Source organism: Ensifer sp. ENS06, assembly GCF_014852205.1.
Classification (GTDB): domain Bacteria; phylum Pseudomonadota; class Alphaproteobacteria; order Rhizobiales; family Rhizobiaceae; genus Ensifer; species Ensifer adhaerens.
On the sequence record NZ_JACVBC010000017.1, the window covers coordinates 44476 to 66219 of the forward strand.

Below are 21744 nucleotides of genomic sequence, written 5' to 3' on the forward strand. Positions count from 1 at the left end.
GGTTGGCGTACCAAGCGATCTCATTCGCAATCGGTCAGCGCAGAGGAACATTCCGCATCCGCGGCCGTTGTTTGCATTGCTGATGATCCACTGCCCAACGGATCAAGGCGGGCCTTCATCGAAATTTTTAAGAATGGAGACCCTTTTGTGTAGCACGGTTGGTATAGCACGCGCGCTCTAGGTCCCGTCGGGAATGACGGGGCCATTTCGCTTGCCGAATGGCGACTCTTAGCGATCTCGCCTGTTTCCCAAGTGCGCTCGCGGGCGGTGTCGCAGTAAGCCTGGTTCGGCGTGGGTGGGGAACTCTTGTCGGATGCAAGCTTCGACACGATGGCGGTTCTCATGGCCGTAAGGAATGCCGACGTTGATAAACCGGGCATGTGTCGCCTTATGAACAATCGTCGATGCAATAGTTTCAGTCGGTGAGGACAGGACAAATCCCGGATCGAGTTGGCATCTGCGCAAAAGCGACAAGACGATGGACTACTTTGCGTACCTTGCCCGTCAAGCGGGAAAACTCCGTGCTCACGCAGCGGATCGTAGATCAATTAAGTTCCAAGTCCTTTGAACGTGATGGGCCCCCAACGGTATCGGCAGATACCTGAAGAGCGCGCCCAAGATCTCGTCACTACGGAACCGTTTCCAAAGACAGCAGTTTGTAGTCTGCTCCCAGGTTTTCCCATTGCCCTGCGGAGAGAGGAATTGGCCCCCGATAGCTCCAGGGGGCCAATTCTTGCTGTTCTGCGCAGCCCTCACGTGCATGGGCACCTATGAAGGTGCGCCCCGGCCTCTTTTCTGAAAACCCGGCCACCCTATCGGGGCTGTGATTTTCGTGACCATGCCTGTATCAGATAATCCTTTGCCACCGCGCAATTTGTAGGATTCGACATGGTGGCGCGGAACAAGTCCCCTGGATTGCGGTTTAGACAACGAGCCCAAGCTATCCACTTCCCCTGCGAGGGCTCATTGGACAGTGAACCTCTCTTGGCCCCGTTGGTTGCACTTTGGGGCCATTTTTTTGGCGTCAGGAACTTTCGGCGCCTCAGGGCGTTTCCTGTTGCCTATGATCCATTACCCCCGCGAATCTAGGCCGATCTCCATCGATAGTAAGGTGAATGGAGCCTATTGGCATTACGCCGACCTCTGGCCCCGCTCTCCCCGGACGGGGCCTTCTTTTTTTACGGAGGGGAACCCGAAGGACGGCGACCGTATCCACTGAGGCTGCAGATTCAGCTACGTCGGGTCAATCGGCAGATACCTGAGGAGAGCGTCCGAGGAGACTTGTCGGTGGGAACGGAACCGTTTCCAGAGACAGCGGTTGGTAACGGCTCCCAGGTTTTCCTTGCCCTGCGGCGCGAGAGGAATTGACCCCCGACGCTCCGGGGGGCCGTTGCCGGTGCTCACTCTTTGCGAACTCGTGCCGGCCGCTCCACCGCTCGGAGACATGGACGGTTGCCCCTTGCCTACGGTCGTGATTTGTGGCGCCATCAAAATCTAGGCGGCAACAATTCGGGGGAATCCAATGATAGACACGCAGTCCAGTATTTTGGACCAGGACCTATCCGATTTGATCAGGGGCCAAATTGAGCAGCGCCACACAAACGAATTTCGGGCAATACTCTCAACCGGCAATGAGATTACGATGCACGGACCCTTTACTATTGGGCGCGACTTCATCATCTACAAAACTGCGAAGGATGACAGCGGCAAGTGGGCAATGACGCCCTTTGCTCATATCGTGCAGTTGGTAATTTGACGAAGACTTCGGCGCTTATCTAATTGCGACCACACGGCGAGAAGTGTGCTATTCTTCTGGGGTTGCCATGCGGCGACCGGACACAACCGACCCCTCCCTAACCGCACGGACCGCGAGGCTCAAACGGCGCTTGCGCGTCTCTTTGCCAGAAATGACGAGCTGACAATGGCGACGAATGCATCAGCATTCACAGCGCTCCAAATAGGAGGAAAGCACCATGTCAAGTCGTCTCGTTTTCTCGCTACTCATCGCTTCCGTGGGCATCCTTATGGTTTGGGCCTTCAGACCCGCGCCGACGATCTTCACTGGTTATGAAACACCGCCTAGCGCAGCCAAAACCGACCGCATAGACGCCGTACCTCGTTGAGGGAATCGGACGGCCAATAGACCGCGAAAGAAGGCGGCCACCCTCCCGCATAGGCGGCGGTCATTGCATGGTCACGCATTCCAGGGGCACAACTTGCATTTGTTGCGCCGTTGAGTGAACATTATACTTGGGGAAATTTCGAGGGGCAATTGTGAAACCCACGCTGACTGCTACATTGCTAATAGCCGGGGTGCTCTCGTTTTGTAGCGAGAACGCGATCGCCGCGAAGAACGGCATTTTCGTCTACGGTTGCACGTCCGACGGGAAACCGGCGCGTATGCGCGTGGTTGCCCCACTTAAGTACAAGGGCGCCGTAGAGGCAGGATTTCGCAACATGATACGGCAAAAAACATCAGATTGGTTTCTTGCGCAGAAGAAGACCGTTGATCTGACAGAAGTCGAGCAAGCCCTCGAAGTCATGATGCAATCAAGCGGCGGCAAGCTCCCAACGCAAAGCCCTTCCGCCGTTGCGAGATCTGTTGAGATTGGCAAGCGCGCAGCCTCACTGAAACTCTATTGCGGCGGTTAAACATAGTGCTGGAAGCGACCACCGGCGTTCTTCGCGTGCTCGCCCGCCGACTTCTGCCCACATTCGAAGCCTGAAGTTGGTTGTGGACAAAGCCGGCGTCGCCTTCCTCGTGCTCATCTGCATTCTCCTTGCCCTTGGTATTAAGCATCCTAATGTTCGATCCCGGGGTCGAGACGGCACCACCAGATCTGCCGGCGATGGTCCCCGCCAATTAGGGCCCTCCGCTTGGTCTGCGACGGAACAACGGGGCGTCCGGGGTGTTGCTGTAGATCGCAACGAACCGGGAGTGCCTCATGAAGATAGTCGTCATCGCAATTGTCGCCTCGATCATGAGCATACTTGTTTTCAAGTATGTCGACGGGACGTTCGGGACTTCCGAGGTCGTCGCGACTGCGGAGCAACTATCTGAAGACTAACAGGCGCCGTCCTCCCTAAAACATCGGCTGTCTTGCCTTTGTCGGCGAGTGCCTGCGCGAACTTCTCATGGCGCGCGTTTTTTAGGACTGGCATTGATCCAACCTCGGAGAGTGGGGATGGCATTCAAGATGACCGAATTCGCTTGCTATTCCCTCGCCGTTGGCGGCTAGCTCTTTCGTCAACAGGAGACGCGCAAATGGCCAAAGGTCAGGTACGAAGCAATAAGGAAGCCAGAAAGCCCAAGAAGGACAAGGACAAGGCTGCCGCGAAACCCGCTGCGCCGACGTTAGGATCTCAGGTGAAGGACACCAATAAGAAGTAACGCCCACGGTCGCGCGGGCTGCGTTAATCTGGACATCAATGACGCCGCGACTCCAGGATCCGTGCTCAAATCGGGCCGTAGGCGATGATCCAACCTCCTGGCGAACTCGTTGACTTCAGCGGCGCCGAAACCTTGTGTGGCAGGATCACAACCCGTTTTCCAAATGGCTTCCCGGCGAGGACTGGCGCCGAATAGACCTCCGTTTGTGTCCGGTTGACCTAAAGCAGAGCTTGGAGAAAGCGGGGCTGAGCTACAAGCGAGGCGCCGACCCCATAGAATGGTTCATCATTCGGTAGACTGAAGGCCGCTGCGATTTCCCCCGTCCGGCTGTAGGCAAAGGAATTGGAAGTGTTGGCCTATATTGATCAGATCATCATGCTTTGCGCCGGCCTCTGGATGACGGCAGCAGGGTTTGGCTACGTTCAGACCAACACTCAGGTACCATGGCTCGCTCAACTCACGAGGCACTTTCGATGGATGGGGCCGCTGCTGATCGCTATCGCGATTGTTCTCTTGCTTGCCGCCCCTACCGCATAAACCGCGGTCCTTGGGTCGTCGCGCTTGCCTGCCTCCTTATGCCCACATTCGAGGGCTGAAGTGGGGCATGGATAAAGCCGGCGTCGCCTTCCTGGTGCTCATCTGCATTCTCGTTGCCCTCGTATTGAGCATCCTAATGTTCGAAACGGGGGTCGAGACGGCACCACCGGAGCCGCCGGCGATGGTCCCCGCCAATTAGGGGGACCCCCCGCTTGCTCTGCGAAGGAATAATGGGGCGTCCGGGGTGTTGCTGTAGATCGTGACGAACCGGAAGTGCCTCATGAAGATAGTCGTCATCGCAATCGTCGCCTGGATCATGAGCATACTTTTTTCAAGTATGTCGACGGGACGTTCGGGACTCCGGGGTCGTCGCGACTGCGGAGCAACTATCTAAAGACTAACAGCGCCGCGCCACGTTGCCCAATCGGTTGCGCTCAGCGGCGGCCGGATTTCTGAAATATTAGCAGTGATAGACGCAGGCGTGAGGCGGTGAAGTCCTCGCTAAGATCGGACGAGTGTTCCCTCTGATCGAGCCGCATATGCGTCATCTGCTGTCTTGCCTTTGGCGAGTGCCTGCGCGAACTTCTCGTACCGCGGGCTTTTCAGGACTGGTATTGATCCAACCTTGGAGAGTGGGAATGCATTCAAGATGACCGAATTCGGTTGCTATCTCCCGCCGTTAGCGGCTAGCTTTTTTTTCGTCAACAGGAGACGCGCCAATGGCCAAGGGTCAAGTACGAAGCAACAAGGAAGCCAGAAAGCCCAAAAAGGACAAGGACAAGGCTGCCGCGAAACCCGCTGCGCCGACGTTCGGATCTCAGGTGAAGGACACCAATAAGAAGTAACGCCAACGCCGACATTCGAGCGGACTGCGTTAACGGACACCGCGCCTTACGCACTGGTTCGTCGTCAAGGCCAAAAAAGTAGAACTGACGCGGCGATAAAGACGAGCGACAGTAAAGCGAATCCCTATTCGGTTTTCGCCGCTAGCCAGCCTCCATCGATTTGTTGCCGGATCCCTCAGCTGCCACCACCGCGCCGGCCTGTTGGTAGCTCGGTGGTTGATATCTTTCACGTAGAACATTTGCTTGGTTCGGCCACTAATACGCACCAGAACGATCCGGGAACAACCTATGTGGCAAAGCGGAACAACTAACCCCACTAGATTATGGGATTTCAGTTTGTCGCGGAACATTCCTGCGGCTTCCACGGTTGTGACCAGTCACAACCCGGGAGGAACCCTATGGCAGACGACAAGAAGAACGTTGGTCGCGATCGCGGACGAGTTGCCGCCGGACAGGCTTACGAACTCAATTACTTCAAGCGGAAGCACGGCCTCACCGATGACCAGGCCCGCAAGATCATCAAAGAAGCAGGCAACTCGCGAGAGAAGGCGAACGCATTAGCCGAGAAACGAAAGAAGGGCTAAAGTCGGCGTCGCGAACACAAAAACGGGAGCGACGTATGGCTACCACACGAGCCGGTATCTCCGCCCGCGTCAAGATGATTTTCATCGAAATACTCGGCGTCAAAGCCGCGGACCTTGCCGACACCGCTGCAATCGTGGACGATCTTGGAACTGACCCGCTGAAAATATCCCAGTTGTCGATGTTGATCGAAGAGGAGTTTGGGATATTCATCGCCGAGGAGTCGATGGAGCAACTCGTGACAGTTGGGGATGTTATCGATTTCGTTTGGGGATCCAAACGCTTGTATGGCCAATAAAAAAGCCGAGTAAAAAACCGACATTATACATTCGCCTCGACGGCACTGCCAAACTATAAATTTACTTATAGTTGGCACTTCCACCTGACATTGGGGCGATATGGACGAAACACGGTCCGCGTTCTTGGGTGACCTACGAGGCGAATTCGACAGCCGCGAGAACGTCTTCGAACTTTCGCAATGTCCTCCTCTCGCCGGGGGTCCGTGAAGAGATAGAGGACAGCCTTCGCGAGCAATATGAAGTGCGACGGGCCGGGCATGACCTTTGACGGGATCCGCAGTTCGAGGCTCCGAAGCCGGACATAGTCGGTGGGCGTCAGGTAGGCGAGCGTGCGCAGCTGGTGGACGCGGACGGCGATGACGTGATCGGTTGGTGTCTGGGCCGAGCCGATGCTTATGCAGCAGAGGCTTGCGCCTCCGGTAGGACCTGCTTTGCGGCGCCAGGAGCCCATACCTGATTGATTGCCCAAAGATGCTTTGCGCCGAGACGCCACCGGCGCTCCTTGCAGCCGTTGGCGAACTCGTCGTGCGATTGGCATTCGGCGACGACGACGAAGCCCTGGGCGGCGAACTCGCCTCTTCTCCTGCGTGATGCGTCGAGGCGCATCCGCTCTTCGCGGAGGCTTCGGCATTCGAGGGCGGCCAGAAGCGCCCCGGCCCGAGCTCTTGGAACAAACACCGCTCGGTCGCGGTTGCACCACTAAAGAGGAGGCCTCCATGCCCAAGTCCCCAATCCCGACCATTCCAGATCCCGAATTCCCGCCGGACCTGCCGCCGGATGCTCCACCAGATCTGCCGGAGCCCAGGATCGAGGAGCCGGAGCCCGACGTCGGTCCCGACGTACCTCCTATTAGCCCTGTGCTCGGCGCAATTATTCCGCCGAAAATGTAGGCGCGACCGCAAGATAAGGAGAGGCCGGTGGAAATCCAGAGTTGGAGCAAATGCGTGATCATCCAGCTTCCGGAGCTCGACGGGGTGCAAATCGTATGGACCCCGGGTCGAGCGGCTAAGCTCCTGAGCGAGAACTGGCCCATAGACTTTGGCGTCGCGTACTCGGACGCGCTTTACAAATGCACCGACGCGGCGATGGGCACGTATCCATGGGAGCAAGCTCGCGCCGCGTTCATTGAAGCGATCGCCGAGGCAAAGGTCACAAGGCTGCGCTGAATCCATTCGTCTTATGCTGCGGCACCTCCCGGTTCGCGGAACAAAACTTATGCGGCTCCATTAGGCCTGCAAGAAGGGAGACAGATATGACCGACGACCCCAAAGAGCCGAGAAAGCCCGTGGAGGTCCCGCCCGGCGAGACACCCGACCCCATGCCAGACAATCCGGATCGCCCCATTGAGGAGCCCGGACCGGACGACGTCCCGGAAGAGGCGCCAGACGTCACCCCTGTGCCAGGTGAGGAAATACCGGCTGAGATGAGCGGTTAAGCTTGCTAAGCTTCCCAGCCCGATCTCTCCGTTGGAACAGAATTCCCTAATATACGTTTCGGAAAGGCCAACCCTACGGAGGCCGCGATGATAAACATCTGGGATGCGAACGTTGAAGTGACGTTTGATAATCATTTTCACGTCATCAGGAATGCCCGAGAGGCGGTCGCATTCCTTATGAAATCCTGGCCAGAGACGAAGAGCGCGAGTTACGCAGCGGCCCGGAAAGCGTGCCTGGATGCTGCCGAGGGAACAATTCCTGGCGCGGAAGCCAGGGCCGCCTTTGAAGCTGCTGCGAAAGAAGCCGGGATTCTCCGATAACGTTCGTGTCGCCCGGCCCGAGGTAGGCTGCCGCCGCGCGCTCTTCAAGGGCAGCGAGTGACCGATGGCACCCATCACGAAGACGGGTGATCACTGCGAGTTTATAGTCTCGCACGCCGTTGTCGGCGCTGTTCATGGATTTTTGATGCGGAAGATCTAGGCTTCGAGATCTCTTCGCGGAGGTGGTCGGGGTCGGTCATGAGTGCGTCACCCCATACTCAACCCCAAGGCTGCTCAGTCATTCAGCCCCTTCCGCGCAACGCGGCGATGGCTTTCAGCGCTGCTTCATCTTGACGGCATCGGTCAGCGCAGCCTTGAAGCGTTCGTGCTCGTCCCAGAACGGTCCGCCGTGGCGGCAATAGCCAGCGACGCTGTCACCGGTACTGATCGACCCAGTACCGACACCATTGGCCATGATGCCCGATTTTCCCATAGTTCCATCCGCTCTTACCGAGATTGGTTTCAGCCACAACGGTTCATCGAGGCCGGGCGCCGGCGGGACATCATCAGGTCGAGCATCATGGAAAGCTGCTGCATCACTCGCCACTCCCGTCCGTGAGTTCCGGGCAGATCCATCCGCAAGAGACGAGCCGATACCGCGCAGCTTCTCAGCGATGATCAGCCGTTGTTTCAAGCTGAGCCAGTGCACGAATACGGGCGGCCTTTTCGATGAATTAGGCATAGCCATCTTTGCTGCACGCAGCAGCTCTCGTCCTTCCTTCGCGGCTTTCTCAGCCGCGTTGGCTTCCTTCATCTCCCAGTAGCGAACGACGTCGGTTTCGTTGTTCCACCAAGCTTTGAGACGGCATTCCGTCCATTGCTTCTGGGTTCGCCCTTGGCGGCGTGCATCCGGCCGATCGACGGCTTTCCCATCGCCGATTTCAAAGAGGCGACCGTCACCCGGTACGTAGCCAGTGAAGGCGATGGACAAGCGGGAATTCCAACAGAGCAAGGTAGCGATGCTCGACTTCTTCGACGACCTGATCGGGGTTGAGCGCGGCAACGCGCACCGAAACGCAGGTAGCGCCGAATAATGGCTGAGAATTCCGCGATCTCCCGGACCACCCACACTTGGATGAGCTGCACCAAGCTCAGCCCGGCATGCGACGGCTGCTACGCCGAAGCGGCTGATGGACAAGGGTTACACAAGGTACCATGGGGCAACCGCGCGCGTCAGCGCACCGGCGCCCATACTTGGAATGACCCGCTGCGCACGAAAACCGCAACACCCCGACGAGCAGGAAAGCGGGGCCCCAAATCAGCGGAACTCCGGCGTTGGAGCCGATGCACCACGATCAGCAAAGCCTTACGTCGTGCGAACTTTTCCGACTTCTTGTACGTGTCCCGGCTCTTCGCGGTAGGCTTGTTCCAGGCGGTCAATCTTCGTTGATCGCAGGCGGCCGCTGGAACGGAGGAAGGCCAGCATCGCCTCAATGTCATCGCTGCCACCGGGAGGCTCGCCGTAGGGCACAGGGCGTCGAGACAGCTTCTGCGCCCAGTAACGGATCTCGCGCTCGGCCGGCGGGTAACACATGCCGAGGCGGTAAAGCCGAGTATCTGTTCGAACCCATCGTGGGGGCACCATATCGTCCATTTGGACGATGGGAGACGTGTGCCCATGCTCCCCGTCGCGGGTCACAGGCTCGCTGAAGAACCAGCCGTATAGCCACGGGCGCCGGCCGCCTTCGCTGTCCTCCTCGATAAGCCACCCTTCAATGATCGGAGCAGCATCGAACTCCGTAACGGTCGGCCGAGCTGCTATGAACGGATCCACGTCAGGGAAATAGGGATCGGGAGCATTGAGAGGGTCTTCGAATGGTACGCCCTTGCCGAGTTCGCCGTCAGCGTGCTCGCTGCAGACGACCTTAGGGAGGCCGCCGAAGGTGTGCAGACGCCCACGGCGTCCGCAGACCTCGCAGATGTGAAAGGATCGCGCGGCGGCTAGCCGGGAGGCATCGTCGATCGCGCGGCGAGCATAAGGTGCGATCTGTGCGATGGCATAATGCATGTGCAGAACGCCCTTCTTCTCCATCACCTCGAGCACCGTGAACGAGCCTCCTGCAGCCATCACTTTGTCGGCCTCGGTGAAGAATGCGTGCAGGATGCCCAGCCAACCTTCGCCGCACGCAATCGCCAAAGGACGACGGTCCAATCCGAGATGCGGATACCGGTCGTTCGGGCGGATGATCAGTCTCACTGTTTGGCTCTCTCGTTTCTTCCGTCAGGAGCCTTAGATCGGAGCTCGAGGTCCACCGGTCAACCGGCAACGATCCGGCGAAGGTCCGGCCAGGCCCACCAACATCGCCGGGAAAATCCCGCTCCGGCGCTAATGCCGCCGGTTGTCGTTGGTCGATGTTGCGCTTTCCAGGACAACGATGCCGGAATAGAGGACCGGTGTTCCATCGCGATCCTGGAAACACCGACCAAAAGCAACGACCGAGACATACAAGCCAGCCCGCGTCCTGACGCGGTAGAACGACTGCTGGGCTCGTCCGCTCACGATCTTTTCCGTAATTGTCTTTGCCAACCCTGGTCGATCCTCCGGATGGACCCGGTCGAGATAAAGTTTCAGCGGCAGTCCCTGGCTCGTCTCGCTCGCGGCGAGACCGAAGAGCGCAGCCAGGGCCGAATCTCCATAGACAAGGTCGCGAACGATATCCCAGGTGAAGATCCCGGAGTCCGTCGCATCCGCATCTGTGAGTTCGACAATAATCGTGCGCTCTCCGTCCTCCTTCATTGTTCCGCCTAACCCCCTGCCATCAATTGCCGTTGGCCACTCGTCGCAAACCCAATTCCCTTCGGGTGCCCACGCGGGGTGTGCCGATCGAACAGCTGGCGCAAGCCATCATGAAGCCGTTTGTTGAAGCCGCCATCACAGTCCTCGAGCAGATCGAGATAGAATGTCGCGATCGTCCCGAATTCGGCTGCGTCGCGCGGCACGCGTCGTTCGATCGATTGAAACAACTGCTTAATCGTCTCTTCGAGTGAGCGGAAGCGCTCAATATCATACCCGTAAACCGTCTCATCCAGTTGGCACTGGGCCGTTTTAAATTGGATCACGAGGTCTGCGACGCTCGTAGCGGTGTTCGTGTCAGATCGTTGAATTCTCATTAGCACGCACTAACAGACACGACTACCCGCACCGCTACCCGCCACGTCAGATTCTTTCGCACGCGCAGCATTTTTTGTAACGAACGACGCGCGAGTGTGGCCGATAAGCAGCATTGTTTCGCAACCCAACTCCAGGCGAGGCACAGCTTGGACCGGCACTCAGATCCAAATGGCCGGTTGTGCGTCAAGGTAACGGCTTCCGCCCGGGCTCAAACTCAGCGTCGGAGCTGCAGGATATAGCGAGCAAGCTTTCGGCTCTCGCGCAACAAATCAAATCAATCGCGGCTACCCCGCTCGGCGACGCTATCGATCTCGACGAAAGCAGCGAGCGGTCGCGGAAAGCGGCAATAGAATAACTTGGAAACATTGCTGCTATTGCGGATTGACCGGACGCTGTCCCCGCAAACTCTCTACGCTAAACCGCCCAATTCCCGAAGTCCGAAGGCAAGCGGCGCGGCGTGTCTGCGACCGCGCCGTTAAATTTGGCGAACAGAGCCTGGCGGCAAAGATAGAGCGCCTTTTGTTTGCCTCCGAGCCGTTGAGCCACGACGAAGTTCATTTACGATGCAAGGTTCTTCGGCCGGGCATATCGAAGGTGATGGCCGGATAACACCAACGACGGATCATGCCGTAAAATGCTATCAACCATCACGATTAAAGCCGCCCGCGATGAAGATGTGCCTGTACTCGGAAAGTACGGGGCTGACCTGATGGCGCTTCATCATCAATGGGACCCCGAGCGCTTCATCCCGACGGGAACCGGCACGGAGGCATCTTAGGCCAGATGGTTGGGAAGTCAGCTTGAAAAGTCCGAGGTCGTGGTCCTCGCCGCTGAGCAAGATGAAATGATCGTCGGTTACGCCTATGCATCTGTTGAGGGCCATGACTACATGGCGCTCCGAGGACCGGCGGGCGTCATTCACGATCTTTTCGTCGAGCCCGAAAAGCGCAGCCAAGGCATCGGCCGGATGCTGCTCGAGGCAGCTGTTGCAGCGCTTAAAGAGCGAGGAGCAAACCTTATCGTGCTTTCCACGGCGCACAGAAACGAAGCTGCTCAACGGCTCTTTGCCGCAGCGGGCTTTCGCCCGACGATGGTCGAGATGACACTCGACGTGAAAGCTTAATTTCTCGGCATCCAGGGCGCCGACACCTCACCTGGCCAGCCACCAGCGACCGGACATGTCGGCGATGCGCGAACATCTGGGCTCGAACTTTTCCGGAGTGTTGAAGCCGACAAGCCGAACGCTCGTACCATGCTGATGCGCACCGTGTCGCCGTCGGTGACCGTGAAGGATTGAGCTTTAGTCGGCAGAAGAAGACGTTGCCGGCTGATTGGAGCTGGGTCCGCTCGTCGGCAGCCTTTCGGTCGACATCTGGCCGACCGCGACCGGTATCACCATCAGCAGCAACCAAGGATTTTGAAGTCTCTCTGGCTGAAGCGTCGCCGGCGGGCACTACGCCAAAGATGGCGCGCGGCAGTCAACGCTCTCTGGTTTGCGGCAATCGGGTTGATGAACGAATTCGGCGCCGAGCCGCGCGAGGGGACCATAACGGTCGATCTTCTGGCGCATGTCCGTGAGGACTGGCGCTGCCAGGCGGCAGGCTGCCCTTCACGCAAGATCTGGTCGATGCGACGGCGATAAGAGGTGACCTAGACCTCGCTCAGAAAATTTGCCCCCAAGCCAAAGGATCATAGCCAAAGGCGGGGCAAAGGCGAGGTATCTTGGCCGTGGCATTCCGCCGATCGCCAACGAGAAAGGCCCGCCCCTCACCTACTAGGGGCCTCGCCGTCGAGCGATATCGATGACGTTGTCCCGCGACGCGCTCGACTCCTCGAAATCAAGATCGCCTGTGCGTTGCCGCATAGACTACAGATCACAATGTCATTTCTTGACAGATCGTTCCAGAATAGCTATTTCACGGCGATGGCGCGAAAAAAGGAATTCGACAAAGACAAGGCGGTGGGTGCCGCAATCGATGTGTTTCGCGAACACGGCTTCGAGGGCACATCGACCGAGATGCTGGTGCGCGCCATGAAGATCGGACGACAAAGCCTCTACGACACCTTCGGAGACAAATGGGCACTCTACCAATCGGCGGTGGAACGTTATGCATTCGAAGAAACTGAAGCCCACGTGACGATGTTGCGCAGCCAGCGACGGGCCGTCGACGGGATCGCGGCAATGATAGAACGAGTGGTTGAGCGCGCCCATTACGCCTGCCTCGGCGTCAATTCGATTTGTGAATTTGGCCAGAGCCGGCCGGAACTTAACGCGCTCCATCATGCTGCCGACAATCGCTTGAGGAAAGCGGCAGTGGAGTGCATCAAGCAAGCCCAGACCGAAAACGATGTCGAAAAATCGCTGTCGGCAGAGGCTGTTGCCTCCTTCCTCATTACCAGCATCGCTGGCATTCGTATCGCGGCCCGTGGAGGTAGCCCTCGCGCGGAATTGGAATCTCTCGGAGAACTGGCAATCCGTGCAATCCGGTAGCACCCCAAAAAAATTTGCACAATTCTGGAACAATCAGTCAAGAAAGGAGCTGACTATGAAAGCTGTGGTCATGAACGGCATGGGCGATAGCGACGTTATGGAATTCGTCGAGCGCCCAGAGCCTGTGGCAACGCCCGGACACGTTATCGTTGAGGTCCGCGTGGCAGGTGTGAATTTCATGGATATCGGCGTTCGGCAGGGCATGGCGTGGACGGAAACCCCGAACCCGAAAGTGCTTGGCGTCGAGGGCGCCGGCCGCGTGCTCAGTGTTGGCGACGGCGTTACGGATCTTGCCGTGGGCGATCACGTCGCCTGGGTCTATGCCCCCGGAAGCTACTCCGAGCGGCTGTCGATCCCGGCAACGTCGCTCATCAAGGTCCCCGACTTCATTGATGACCGAACGGCCGCAACAATCATGATGCAGGGCCTGACCGCCAGCCACTTTGCCACCGATTTCTATCCCGTCCAACCTGGGACATCGCGCTCGTTCATGCTGCAGCGGGCGGCGTAGGACTGCTCCTGACGCAGATCATAACGCTCCGAGGCGGGCGCGTCATCGGGCGCGTGTCATCGAAAGACAAGGTCGCCATCGCGCAAAATGCCGGCGCCGAGCACGTGATCGTCGATACAGAAGGAGAGTTTGTCAACGAGGTGCTCCGCTTCACCGGTGGTCGGGGAGTGGACGTGGTCTATGATGGCTCCGGTCCCAAGACATTCAAAGCGTCCCTCGAAGTACTGCGGCGGTCAGGAACGCTCTGTTGGTATGGCCCGGTGCTGGGTGGGCCGGGCCCGCTCGACATCATGAGCCTGCCGAAAAGCGTCAAGATCGGCTATGGCGTCTTCTTCGACCATATCCACTCACCCGAACTCTTTCGCGAGCGCGCCGGCCGGCTTTTCGATTGGATCGCGGACGGGTCGTTGAAGGTCACTGCAGGGGGAAGCTACCCTCTCAAGGATGCTGCGCAGGCACATAAGGACATGGCCAGCCGCAAGACAACTGGCAAGCTGCTCCTGATTCCAGGAGGGTCGTGAACAACCCACGTTTGGATGAGCAGTCGACAGCCCCGACAACCATTCTTCCGTGTCGCTTGTTTGTAAATTGGCCGCGATATCCTGAGAGTTACATCCAACAGGTCGCGACGGGAAACAGGCGGACTGCGAGCATCGCTCCTCGGGCGGGGTCGCCAGGTTAGGTACCGCCGCCGCGCTCAGCTCACTTTGACACACCAGTGAACGAGCAATATCGATGATCTCCCCGGAGATGCTGCGAAAACTCCATCCTGTCCCTTAGCGATCGGGAGAGATTCTCACTGAAGATAATGCTCAATGCAATGAAACTTGGCGCGTCGGCTGGCTCACGGGACGCATGGGCGGAGCGTTGCGCGATATAAGTCGCGCAACCAACCGTCCAGATGCCGTGACCACATCTATTATGGCGTCGTAATATTCCTCATCCTTGGTCAGCTCATCTACGACCCGTTGACCGTAAGCGACGGCAGCCCCATCCGATGAATACTTTCGACCGACTTCGTCGCGGCTAACGACGCCTGCTGTATGGATATTAAATAGATAGCGGCGCATGAGATCCCACTCCGTACGTGATGCCGCTGCGCTGATGAAACAAAGCGCGCTGCCAGCGACAATTCGAGGCTTGACATGAGCGCGCAACTTATCGGGCCCTGACCGCCTTGTCGCGTGACAGGAGCGTGACGGTGACATTTACGGCTATCGGGCCATGGTGCACTGGAAAAGCGGTGACCACCGTGCAACGCCGCATTCCTCCAGCCCAGGGGCAAGGTCAGCCGAACGCTGCGGTGATCCCGACACTCAATTGGCGTGGGGTGCTACGCGCCACACCTTGTTTCCGACATCATCGGCGACCAGCAACGCGCCGTCGCGAGCAATCGCAACGCCCACCGGCCGACCCAAAGCCTTACCTTCGGCGCTTAGGAAACCCGTGAGGATATCGCGCGGCGGGCCGGACGGCCGGCCGGCGGCAAAAGGCACGAAAATGACCTTGTAGCCGCTGCGCGGGATGCGGTTCCATGAGCCGTGTTGACCGACAAAGGCACCGCTTTTCATCTCGGGCCCGAACAGATCGCCGGTGTTGAAAGTCAGGCCGAGTGACGCCGTGTGAGGCCCGAGCGCGTAGTCAGGCTTGATAGCGACGGCCACAAGCTCCTGGTTCTGGGGTTCGACGCGATCATCAACATGTTGGCCATACCAGCTATAGGGCCAGCCGTAGAAGGCACCATCTTGTACGGACGTCATATAGTCGGGCACGAGGTCAGGGCCGATCTCATCGCGCTCGTTGACGACGACCCAGAGCTGGCCTGAATCAGGCTGCCAGGACAACCCATTGGGGTTGCGAAGACCGGATGCGAACAGCCGCGTCTGTCGGCTGGCGAGGTCGATCTCGTGGACCGCGGCTCGTCCTTTCTCCTCATCCATGCCATTCTCGGCTACGTTGGAATTGGAGCCCACGGTGGCATAGAGCTTTGTTCCGTCGCGGCTGGCGATGACATCCTTTGTCCAGTGATGGTTGCGACCTGAAGGCAGGTCGACGATCTTGTCAGGCGCCCCGGTGATTTGCGTTGCGCCTTCCTGATAGGGAAAGGCGACGATGGCGTCGGCATTGGCGACATAGAGTGTGCTGTCGAGCAATGACATTCCAAAGGGGGAGTAGAGCCCAGTGATGAACGGTGTCTTGGTTTCCGCAACGCCGTCACCATCTGAATCACGCAGAAGCGATATGCGGTTGGCGCTCTTCGTCTCGGCACCGGCTCTAGCCTGGAAGAGGCCCATGAAGAAGGCCCGGATCGAAAAGCCCGCGTCGGGCTTCGGCGGCGCATTGCTTTCGGCCACCAGAACATCGCCATTGGGCAGCACATGAAACCAGCGTGGATGCTCCAGATCGCCGGCGTATTCCTTGACTTCAAGCCCTTGCGCCGCGACGGGCATTTGCCCATTGGGCCAGGGCGTGGCCTCGGCGACGTTCACGGAAGGCAACCACTCCGCTTTCGGTTCAACGAGAACCGGATCCGGTCCATAGGTCTGCTCGATCGGCACCGTGGCTTCATGCCGGGACAGCGCAACTAAGCCCCCACCCGCGGCAACCACAAGCGCAGCGACAACAAGAACGGTGATCAGCAGCTTTTTCATGACCGGCTCCTCAATGACCGAGCCAAACGATTTCGGCACGAAGGTGTTTCAATCCTCAGGAGGCAAACTCGAAAAATATGCCGAAACATTCTCGATATCTGCGTCAGACAGGTATTCTGCCGCACTCTCCATCAAATGGCTGAACGGAGTTCCCGATCGCGAGCCTTCGCGAAAGAGCTTCAGTTGTGCCGCGAGAAATGCCTCGGGCTGACCGTCAAGCCTTGGGTAGGACGGGTTACGTTGCGAATTTTGGTGGCAGCCCAAGCATGCCGGAACTTTTTGGGCGGGACGGCCGTGCTGCGCAATCTGCTCGCCCTGCCCCACCCGATCGTCTTTTAGTGGTTGCACCACCGCATTGCGCTTCAAAGCTGCGAAATGGCTGGCAAGAGCGCGAAGATGCCCCGGATCCACCGACTGCACGGGAAGTTGCATCATGCCGCTTGGTCTACGTCCCTCGAGATAGGCGTTGAGGCTTTCGAGCAGATAGGCCTCCTTCTGTCCTGCAAGAACAGGCGTGAGCGGGCTAAAGCCCATCCCATCGGTCCCATGGCAGCGGGTACATTCTGCCAATGCATCTTCGAATCGGAACGCATGCATGGGTGGCTGTGGCCTCTCGCGATAGGCGAGCAAACGATAGGTGGCCGCATCCATAGCCGGAAGCTTTCGCAGGAACGCAACCATGCTCCAGATTTCGTCGTCGCGCGCCTGGGTCGGCCACGCCGGCATGCCGGTGAAGCGAACCCCGTGCTTCACGATGCGAAACAGTTCTGCGTCCTCCCATTGCTCGACTACAGCGGAAAGATCCGGCGGTCGCGGCAACATCGCAAGTGCTGCTGGGGACCGCGGTTCGCCCGGCGCACCGTGGCAGGTAGCACAGCCACGGGCAAAGTGACCGGCTGCCGGTGGGATGCCGTTATCAGGTAGCCTCTCCGGGGCATCAACGGCGAGCGCATAGGTGCGAACGGCCGAACGCATGGCAAAATGCAAAAACCACTCGGTTATCCTCCAATGGCCGGAAGACGCACCGACGTTGAAGAAGCCGATCCAGGTGGCAAAAAGGACGACGATCGGCAGGATGGCGAGCCCGACGGCCAGGTGCTTCCATCGAACATGCATCAGGCGACCCTCCGGTTTGGCTCTGCAAGCAGACCGGAAAGCAAGGCGACCCCACCTGCGAGATAGGCTGCGGCGCCAACCATCAGCATGACAACGGCGCCGAGTTGCTGATCCTGAGCCGCCGTCAAGGTCGTGCCGAAACAGGTGACATCGCCAAATTGATAGAGCGTGCGTGGGCTGAGCGCCAAGAGGGCGCCGAGGAGCGTCATATGAACGCTCGTCAGCAGCAAACCGAAGGCGCCTGCCGCATTGCTTGAAGACCTGTTCGTGCTCCCGGCCGCAAGACACGTGGACCATAGGAACAACCCGGCGGCTAGAAAGCAGGCCTGCTCAAGGGCGGTGCCCCAAAGCGAACTCTCCGCCAACCGACGTGCAGCCGGTGCATGCCAACCCCAGACCACCAGGAGTTCGACGAGCGAGGCGACGATCGGCAACCCGGTGAGCACGGGCCGGCGACAGCTGGCGAGACGGGGAGCAACACCTATAGCGATCAGAGGTGCTGCGACTGCTACGACCCCCATGTGCGCGAGCATGTGGGCGGTAACCGAGCCGCGCCACGCACTCAAAAGCGGGCCAAGCCAGATAACGGCCAAAAGGAGGCAACCATTCGCAAGCCAGAGCACCCTCATCGCAAGCACTCCGAAACAAAGATCGTCGGCAGTGCCGTCATCAGGACGGCGACGAAACTCAAGCCGGCAAGCAGCAAGGTTGCAAATCCCTGAAACAGAAGGCGATCGTGGCGCGTCGGATCGTCATGCGGAGGATCGTGCGCGCCGAAGCCCCACTGGCGCCACGCAAGGAACGCCGAAAGCCCAATGGCTGCGAGCGCTAAAACCGTGATGACGGCGATGCCTAGGCGCAAGGATTTGAACTCCATCGCGAACAACGCTGGTTTGGCACAGAAAATCGCCGCGCTGGCGTAGCATATCAGGAAGTGCCCGGCCCAGATGGCCGGCCCCGTGAACAGCGTCCAGAACGTTTCGATTTCCCTTGGCAGCAGACGCATTAAAGTGCCTCCGGGAAAAGACCGATCACGAAGAAGGTGATGAGCGCCGTAATTGCCAGGAAATGCCAGTAGAGGGCCACGTTGCGCAGGTCCATGTCGTGGGTTTTCGTAAGGCGCCCGGCAAGGCTTCGCGCAAGACAATAGGCTAGCATGACAGCGCCGACACAAGCGTGAACGACTGTCCAGCAAACCAGCACCCAGACGATGGCCGGGTAAACATGGGCGGTCGGGTTCATGGCGTGCAACCAGGGGCCCGCGATGCCAGCCGCGGATGCGACGACCGTCAGGGCGAGCGCCACGATCAAAGCGGCACGCGCGAACGCCGTACGCGCGAGGGCGTTGAAATGTCTTGCAGCTAAGGTGGCGAGCCACGCAAAGACAAAGAGCGCTGCCGAAACCAGTGGCCAAATCATTCCGGGACCAGCTGATCCCGCCGTGAAGTCTTCGTGTATCGTCCAATAGAAAAAATAGCCGAAGATCAGGCTCGCAAAGGCGGTGCTGTCGCCCACCATCGTGATGAACATGGCCCACCAGCCGACTGAGGACGGACCGGATGCGTAAAGCGGCAAGGCGAGCCCAACGCCGACGTCCTTCTGCGGCTTCTCGGGAATTTCCCCGGTCCCCGTCCAGAGCCAATAGAGGATCGCACAGAAACAGGTGAAGGCGGCGATTGCCCCTGCGATCCACCACTTAAACGTCAAAGCGATGAACACGGCACCGAGCGAGAAAGCCGAGAGGATGGTGACCTTTGAGGTGCCGCCAACGCGCAAGACCTGTTCCGGCCGTGCATCGAGCACGGAGGTGACCAGACCTTCGCGACGCCCTTCCTTGGCGTCGGGAAGATACCATCGCCCCTCGCTGATCTCGCGAGCAAGCGTCGGTTGATCCCAAAGTGGATAGCGGCTCGAAACGAAGGGAACGGAGCGCACACCCCAGTTTTCCTCAGGCTCGCTGACCCATTCAAGCGTACCGGCATTCCATGGGTTTTGTTCGGCGCGAGGCTCCCGGTGCTTAGGGCGCAGGACATCCCACACCACGATCAAAACGCCGAAGGCAAACACGATGGCGCCGACAGACGACACAAGGTTCAAGAGGTTCCACCCAAGGTCGGCCGGATAGGTAAAAACCCGACGCGGCATGCCGAAAAGGCCGGTCAGATGCATTGGAAAGAAGGTGACGTTGAACCCGACAAACATCAGCCAGAAGGCAATGCGTCCGAGCGTATTGGACAGGCGTTTTGCATCGATAAGGGGGTAATAGTAGTAGATCCCCGCAACGACCGGGAACAGCATCCCTCCAATCAGGACATAGTGGAGGTGGGCAACCACGAAGTAAGTGTCGTGCGCTTGCCAGTCGAAGGGCGCAATTGCCACCATGACGCCGGTTAGCCCGCCGATGACGAAAATGGCGATGCCGCCTGCCCCGAACAGCATTGGAGTAGAAAGGATGACGCGGCCAGCAAGCATGGTGGCAATGAAGACGAAGACTTGAACCGCCGTTGGGATCGCCACTGCCTCGGAAGCGGCCGAAAAGAAGGCAAGCGATATCTGGGGCAGTCCTGTCGCGAACATGTGGTGTACCCACAAGCCGAATGACAGGAAGCCGGTGCCGACCGCGGCAAGCACGATCCAGGAGTAACCCACGATCGGACGCCCCGAAAAGGTCGGAACGATCATCGCCATCAAGGCAATCGCCGGCAGGAAGATGATGTAGACCTCCGGATGGCCGAAGATCCAGAAAAGGTGCTGCCACAGCAGCGGATCGCCGCCGCGTGCCGGATCGAAGAAGGGCCAGTCGAACATGCGCTGCATTTCAAAGAGGATATCGCCGGCAATCAGCGGCGGAAATGCAAAGAGGATCATGCCGGCGACAATCAGCAGATACCAGGCGAAGAGCGGCATCAGATTGATACGCATGCCGGGTGCGCGACATTTCATGATCCCGACGATGAGCTCCACCGCCGCTGCAATCGAAGCCACCTCGATGAAAGAGAGGCCTAGCAGCCAGATGTCGGCGCCAATGCCGGAAAGTTTTTCGTCGGTTGCCAACGGCGGATACATAAACCAACCGGAGGAAGGCGCTGCATCAAAGAAAATCGAGCCGCACACAAAGATGCCACCGAGAAAAAAGCTCCAGAACCCGAACGCGCCCAGTCGCGGAAACGGCAACTCTCGAGCCCCGATCATCGGCGGCAACAGAAAAATCGCCACTGCCTCGAAGATTGGCACGGCAAACAGGAACATCATGACGGTCCCGTGCAGCGTGAATAGCTGATTGTAGAAGTCCGCCGAAACCAGATCATTGTCGGGCATGGCCAATTGCGCCCGCATAATCAATGCCAGCGCGCCGGCAAAGAGCAGAAAGATGAAGGCGGTGGACGCATACCACAGCCCGACCTGCGTGTTGTTGACGCTCGTCCAGTAGCGCCAGCCGTGCGGATTCTCCCAGACTTTGCGCAGCCGCTCGCTCTGCGCTGCGCGCTCCTCTTCACTCGCGCGGGCGCCCGGCTCGGTCATCTCAGTCCTTTCAGCCAGGCGGCGATTGCACGGATATCTTGCGGCGCCAGCATGGAGAAAGCGGGCATGGCCGCACCAGGCTTGATCGCACCCGGGTTCGCGATGAAGCCAGCAATGTTGTCCTCGGTGTTGGCGACGATCCCGGCTCCTAGCATCTGCCGAGACCCTAGGTGAGAAAGATCGGGTCCAGCCGCGCCTGCGGCCTCCGTGCCCGCAACGCGATGACAGGAGCCACAGCCATGGCGCAAGAAGAGAGCACGCCCCTCTCCCGCGACGTTTATCGAGGCTTTCGCCTGGCTGGCAAGCCATGCGTCGAACGCGTCGGGTTCCATGGTCACTGCGGTGAGCGCCATGAATGCGTGAGACGTCCCGCAAAATTCGGCGCACGCGCCGCGAAATACCCCCGTTCTTTGCGCCATCAGCGAAAGGCGGTTTTCGCGACCCGGGATCATATCCATCTTGCCCCCGAGAGAGGGTATCCAGAAGGAATGGATCACGTCATCGCTCTTCAGTAAAAATTCTATTCGCCGACCGACCGGCAAGCGGATCTCGTTTGCCGCTGCGATTGTGAGGCCGCGATGGACATAGACCACCTGCCACCAATATTGCCTGCCGGTGACTTCGACCCGAAAATCCGTAGCATCGCGAAAAGTCGGCGAAGGTCTAAGCGTCGGCATTAACCAGAATGCATATGTCAAAAGGGCAAAGAGCGTCACAGTTGGGAACACGCCGCCGCCCCACAGGACGAGCCGGCTTGCGGCAGGCTCTGCGAAAACTCGTCTTTGACTGCGCACGGCAAAGCAGACGAAGGCGACCACCGCGAACCAGATCGCAGCTGCGCCGAAGGACATGACGACAAACAGGGTCAACGTCGCCTCTGCTTCCGAACCCGCAGGGCTCAACGCGGATTGAGTGCCCTGGCAGCCAGGCA

Annotated in this window: 27 protein-coding genes and 1 pseudogene; 16 read left to right on the top strand and 12 right to left on the bottom strand. The window is 58.8% G+C overall.

Annotated elements, in window-relative coordinates:
* Positions 1-1522: 1522 nt before the first annotated feature.
* From IB279_RS32740 to IB279_RS32760, 9 genes are all read left to right on the top strand, one after another.
* Complete coding sequence (locus IB279_RS32740; RefSeq protein WP_060606857.1) at positions 1523-1756, top strand: hypothetical protein; 234 nt, start codon at positions 1523-1525, stop codon at positions 1754-1756.
* A gap of 518 nt (positions 1757-2274) precedes the next feature.
* On the top strand, positions 2275-2652 hold the full coding sequence (locus IB279_RS32745; RefSeq protein WP_060606860.1) for a hypothetical protein: 378 nt from the start codon (positions 2275-2277) through the stop codon (positions 2650-2652).
* A 293-nt stretch (positions 2653-2945) separates the two neighbouring features.
* A complete protein-coding gene (locus tag IB279_RS37745) occupies positions 2946-3068 on the top strand; it encodes a hypothetical protein (protein WP_256386710.1) in 123 nt (40 codons plus the stop codon).
* 197 nt (positions 3069-3265) lie between these two features.
* Positions 3266-3391 (top strand): hypothetical protein, encoded by a 126-nt coding sequence (locus IB279_RS37750; RefSeq protein WP_256386711.1) that lies wholly within the window; start codon positions 3266-3268, stop codon positions 3389-3391.
* Between the two features lie 351 nt (positions 3392-3742).
* Positions 3743-3928: a hypothetical protein gene (locus IB279_RS32750; RefSeq protein WP_083523701.1), complete on the top strand. Its 186-nt coding sequence runs from the start codon at positions 3743-3745 to the stop codon at positions 3926-3928.
* Between the two features lie 67 nt (positions 3929-3995).
* Entirely contained in the window at positions 3996-4127 is a 132-nt protein-coding gene (locus IB279_RS37755; RefSeq protein ID WP_256439309.1) for a hypothetical protein, read from the top strand.
* 520 nt (positions 4128-4647) lie between these two features.
* Positions 4648-4773 (top strand): hypothetical protein, encoded by a 126-nt coding sequence (locus IB279_RS37760; protein WP_255381443.1) that lies wholly within the window; start codon positions 4648-4650, stop codon positions 4771-4773.
* Between the two features lie 398 nt (positions 4774-5171).
* Positions 5172-5357 carry a DUF3606 domain-containing protein gene (locus IB279_RS32755; RefSeq protein WP_060606866.1) on the top strand — a complete coding sequence of 62 codons (186 nt, stop codon included), beginning with the start codon at positions 5172-5174 and terminating at the stop codon, positions 5355-5357.
* A 35-nt stretch (positions 5358-5392) separates the two neighbouring features.
* A complete protein-coding gene (locus IB279_RS32760) occupies positions 5393-5653 on the top strand; it encodes an acyl carrier protein (RefSeq protein ID WP_090300806.1) in 261 nt (86 codons plus the stop codon).
* 394 nt (positions 5654-6047) lie between these two features.
* Here the strand turns inward: IB279_RS32760 and IB279_RS32765 are convergent, their stop codons facing one another.
* The gene (locus IB279_RS32765) at positions 6048-6260 is read right to left on the bottom strand and encodes a hypothetical protein (RefSeq protein WP_162741448.1); all 213 of its coding nucleotides are present in this window, start codon (positions 6258-6260) and stop codon (positions 6048-6050) included.
* 110 nt (positions 6261-6370) lie between these two features.
* Between IB279_RS32765 and IB279_RS32770 the strand changes: the two genes are divergently transcribed.
* The 4 genes from IB279_RS32770 to IB279_RS32785 all read left to right on the top strand — a co-directional run bounded on the left by IB279_RS32770 (position 6371) and on the right by IB279_RS32785 (position 7410).
* A complete protein-coding gene (locus IB279_RS32770; protein ID WP_192340589.1) occupies positions 6371-6544 on the top strand; it encodes a hypothetical protein in 174 nt (57 codons plus the stop codon).
* 27 nt (positions 6545-6571) lie between these two features.
* Positions 6572-6820, top strand: a complete 249-nt coding sequence (locus IB279_RS32775) for a DUF982 domain-containing protein (protein WP_034800356.1) — start codon at positions 6572-6574, stop codon at positions 6818-6820.
* Positions 6821-6906: 86 nt separating this feature from the next.
* Positions 6907-7089 (top strand): hypothetical protein, encoded by a 183-nt coding sequence (locus tag IB279_RS32780; protein ID WP_060606869.1) that lies wholly within the window; start codon positions 6907-6909, stop codon positions 7087-7089.
* 87 nt (positions 7090-7176) lie between these two features.
* Positions 7177-7410 carry a DUF982 domain-containing protein gene (locus IB279_RS32785; protein WP_034800350.1) on the top strand — a complete coding sequence of 78 codons (234 nt, stop codon included), beginning with the start codon at positions 7177-7179 and terminating at the stop codon, positions 7408-7410.
* Between the two features lie 274 nt (positions 7411-7684).
* Here IB279_RS32785 and IB279_RS32790 read toward each other — a convergent pair whose 3' ends face one another.
* The 4 genes from IB279_RS32790 to IB279_RS32810 form a co-directional block, all read right to left on the bottom strand.
* Positions 7685-8341, bottom strand: coding sequence for a hypothetical protein (locus IB279_RS32790; protein ID WP_162741447.1), 657 nt, complete (start codon positions 8339-8341; stop codon positions 7685-7687).
* A gap of 375 nt (positions 8342-8716) precedes the next feature.
* The gene (locus IB279_RS32800) at positions 8717-9607 is read right to left on the bottom strand and encodes a hypothetical protein (protein ID WP_162744806.1); all 891 of its coding nucleotides are present in this window, start codon (positions 9605-9607) and stop codon (positions 8717-8719) included.
* 129 nt (positions 9608-9736) lie between these two features.
* Positions 9737-10147 carry a PAS domain-containing protein gene (locus tag IB279_RS32805; RefSeq protein ID WP_060606875.1) on the bottom strand — a complete coding sequence of 137 codons (411 nt, stop codon included), beginning with the start codon at positions 10145-10147 and terminating at the stop codon, positions 9737-9739.
* Positions 10148-10155: 8 nt separating this feature from the next.
* Positions 10156-10470 carry a hypothetical protein gene (locus IB279_RS32810; RefSeq protein WP_143034301.1) on the bottom strand — a complete coding sequence of 105 codons (315 nt, stop codon included), beginning with the start codon at positions 10468-10470 and terminating at the stop codon, positions 10156-10158.
* 839 nt (positions 10471-11309) lie between these two features.
* Here IB279_RS32810 and IB279_RS37480 point away from each other — a divergent pair.
* From IB279_RS37480 to IB279_RS38030, 3 genes and pseudogenes are all read left to right on the top strand, one after another.
* The gene (locus tag IB279_RS37480) at positions 11310-11645 is read left to right on the top strand and encodes a GNAT family N-acetyltransferase (protein ID WP_256439310.1); all 336 of its coding nucleotides are present in this window, start codon (positions 11310-11312) and stop codon (positions 11643-11645) included.
* 801 nt (positions 11646-12446) lie between these two features.
* Positions 12447-13013 (top strand): TetR/AcrR family transcriptional regulator, encoded by a 567-nt coding sequence (locus IB279_RS32820; protein ID WP_113505577.1) that lies wholly within the window; start codon positions 12447-12449, stop codon positions 13011-13013.
* Between the two features lie 55 nt (positions 13014-13068).
* Positions 13069-14045: pseudogene (locus tag IB279_RS38030) on the top strand (quinone oxidoreductase).
* 291 nt (positions 14046-14336) lie between these two features.
* Here the strand turns inward: IB279_RS38030 and IB279_RS38235 are convergent.
* The 7 genes from IB279_RS38235 to coxB all read right to left on the bottom strand — a co-directional run bounded on the left by IB279_RS38235 (position 14337) and on the right by coxB (position 21682).
* Positions 14337-14732, bottom strand: a complete 396-nt coding sequence (locus IB279_RS38235; RefSeq protein WP_371590207.1) for a DUF6894 family protein — start codon at positions 14730-14732, stop codon at positions 14337-14339.
* A gap of 108 nt (positions 14733-14840) precedes the next feature.
* Positions 14841-16175 (bottom strand): sorbosone dehydrogenase family protein, encoded by a 1335-nt coding sequence (locus tag IB279_RS32830; protein WP_113189690.1) that lies wholly within the window; start codon positions 16173-16175, stop codon positions 14841-14843.
* Between the two features lie 48 nt (positions 16176-16223).
* Complete coding sequence (locus IB279_RS32835; RefSeq protein ID WP_063891187.1) at positions 16224-17291, bottom strand: c-type cytochrome; 1068 nt, start codon at positions 17289-17291, stop codon at positions 16224-16226.
* Positions 17291-17920 carry a cytochrome c oxidase assembly protein gene (locus IB279_RS32840; RefSeq protein ID WP_113189677.1) on the bottom strand — a complete coding sequence of 210 codons (630 nt, stop codon included), beginning with the start codon at positions 17918-17920 and terminating at the stop codon, positions 17291-17293. The genes IB279_RS32835 and IB279_RS32840 overlap by 1 nt, the downstream gene beginning before the upstream one ends.
* Positions 17917-18297: a hypothetical protein gene (locus IB279_RS32845; RefSeq protein ID WP_034800322.1), complete on the bottom strand. Its 381-nt coding sequence runs from the start codon at positions 18295-18297 to the stop codon at positions 17917-17919. Before IB279_RS32845 ends, IB279_RS32840 begins: the two co-directional genes overlap by 4 nt.
* Positions 18297-20813: a cytochrome c oxidase subunit I gene (gene ctaD, locus IB279_RS32850; protein WP_113189676.1), complete on the bottom strand. Its 2517-nt coding sequence runs from the start codon at positions 20811-20813 to the stop codon at positions 18297-18299. Before ctaD ends, IB279_RS32845 begins: the two co-directional genes overlap by 1 nt.
* Positions 20810-21682, bottom strand: a complete 873-nt coding sequence (coxB, locus tag IB279_RS32855) for a cytochrome c oxidase subunit II (RefSeq protein WP_234798837.1) — start codon at positions 21680-21682, stop codon at positions 20810-20812. The genes ctaD and coxB overlap by 4 nt, the downstream gene beginning before the upstream one ends.
* Positions 21683-21744: the final 62 nt, after the last annotated feature.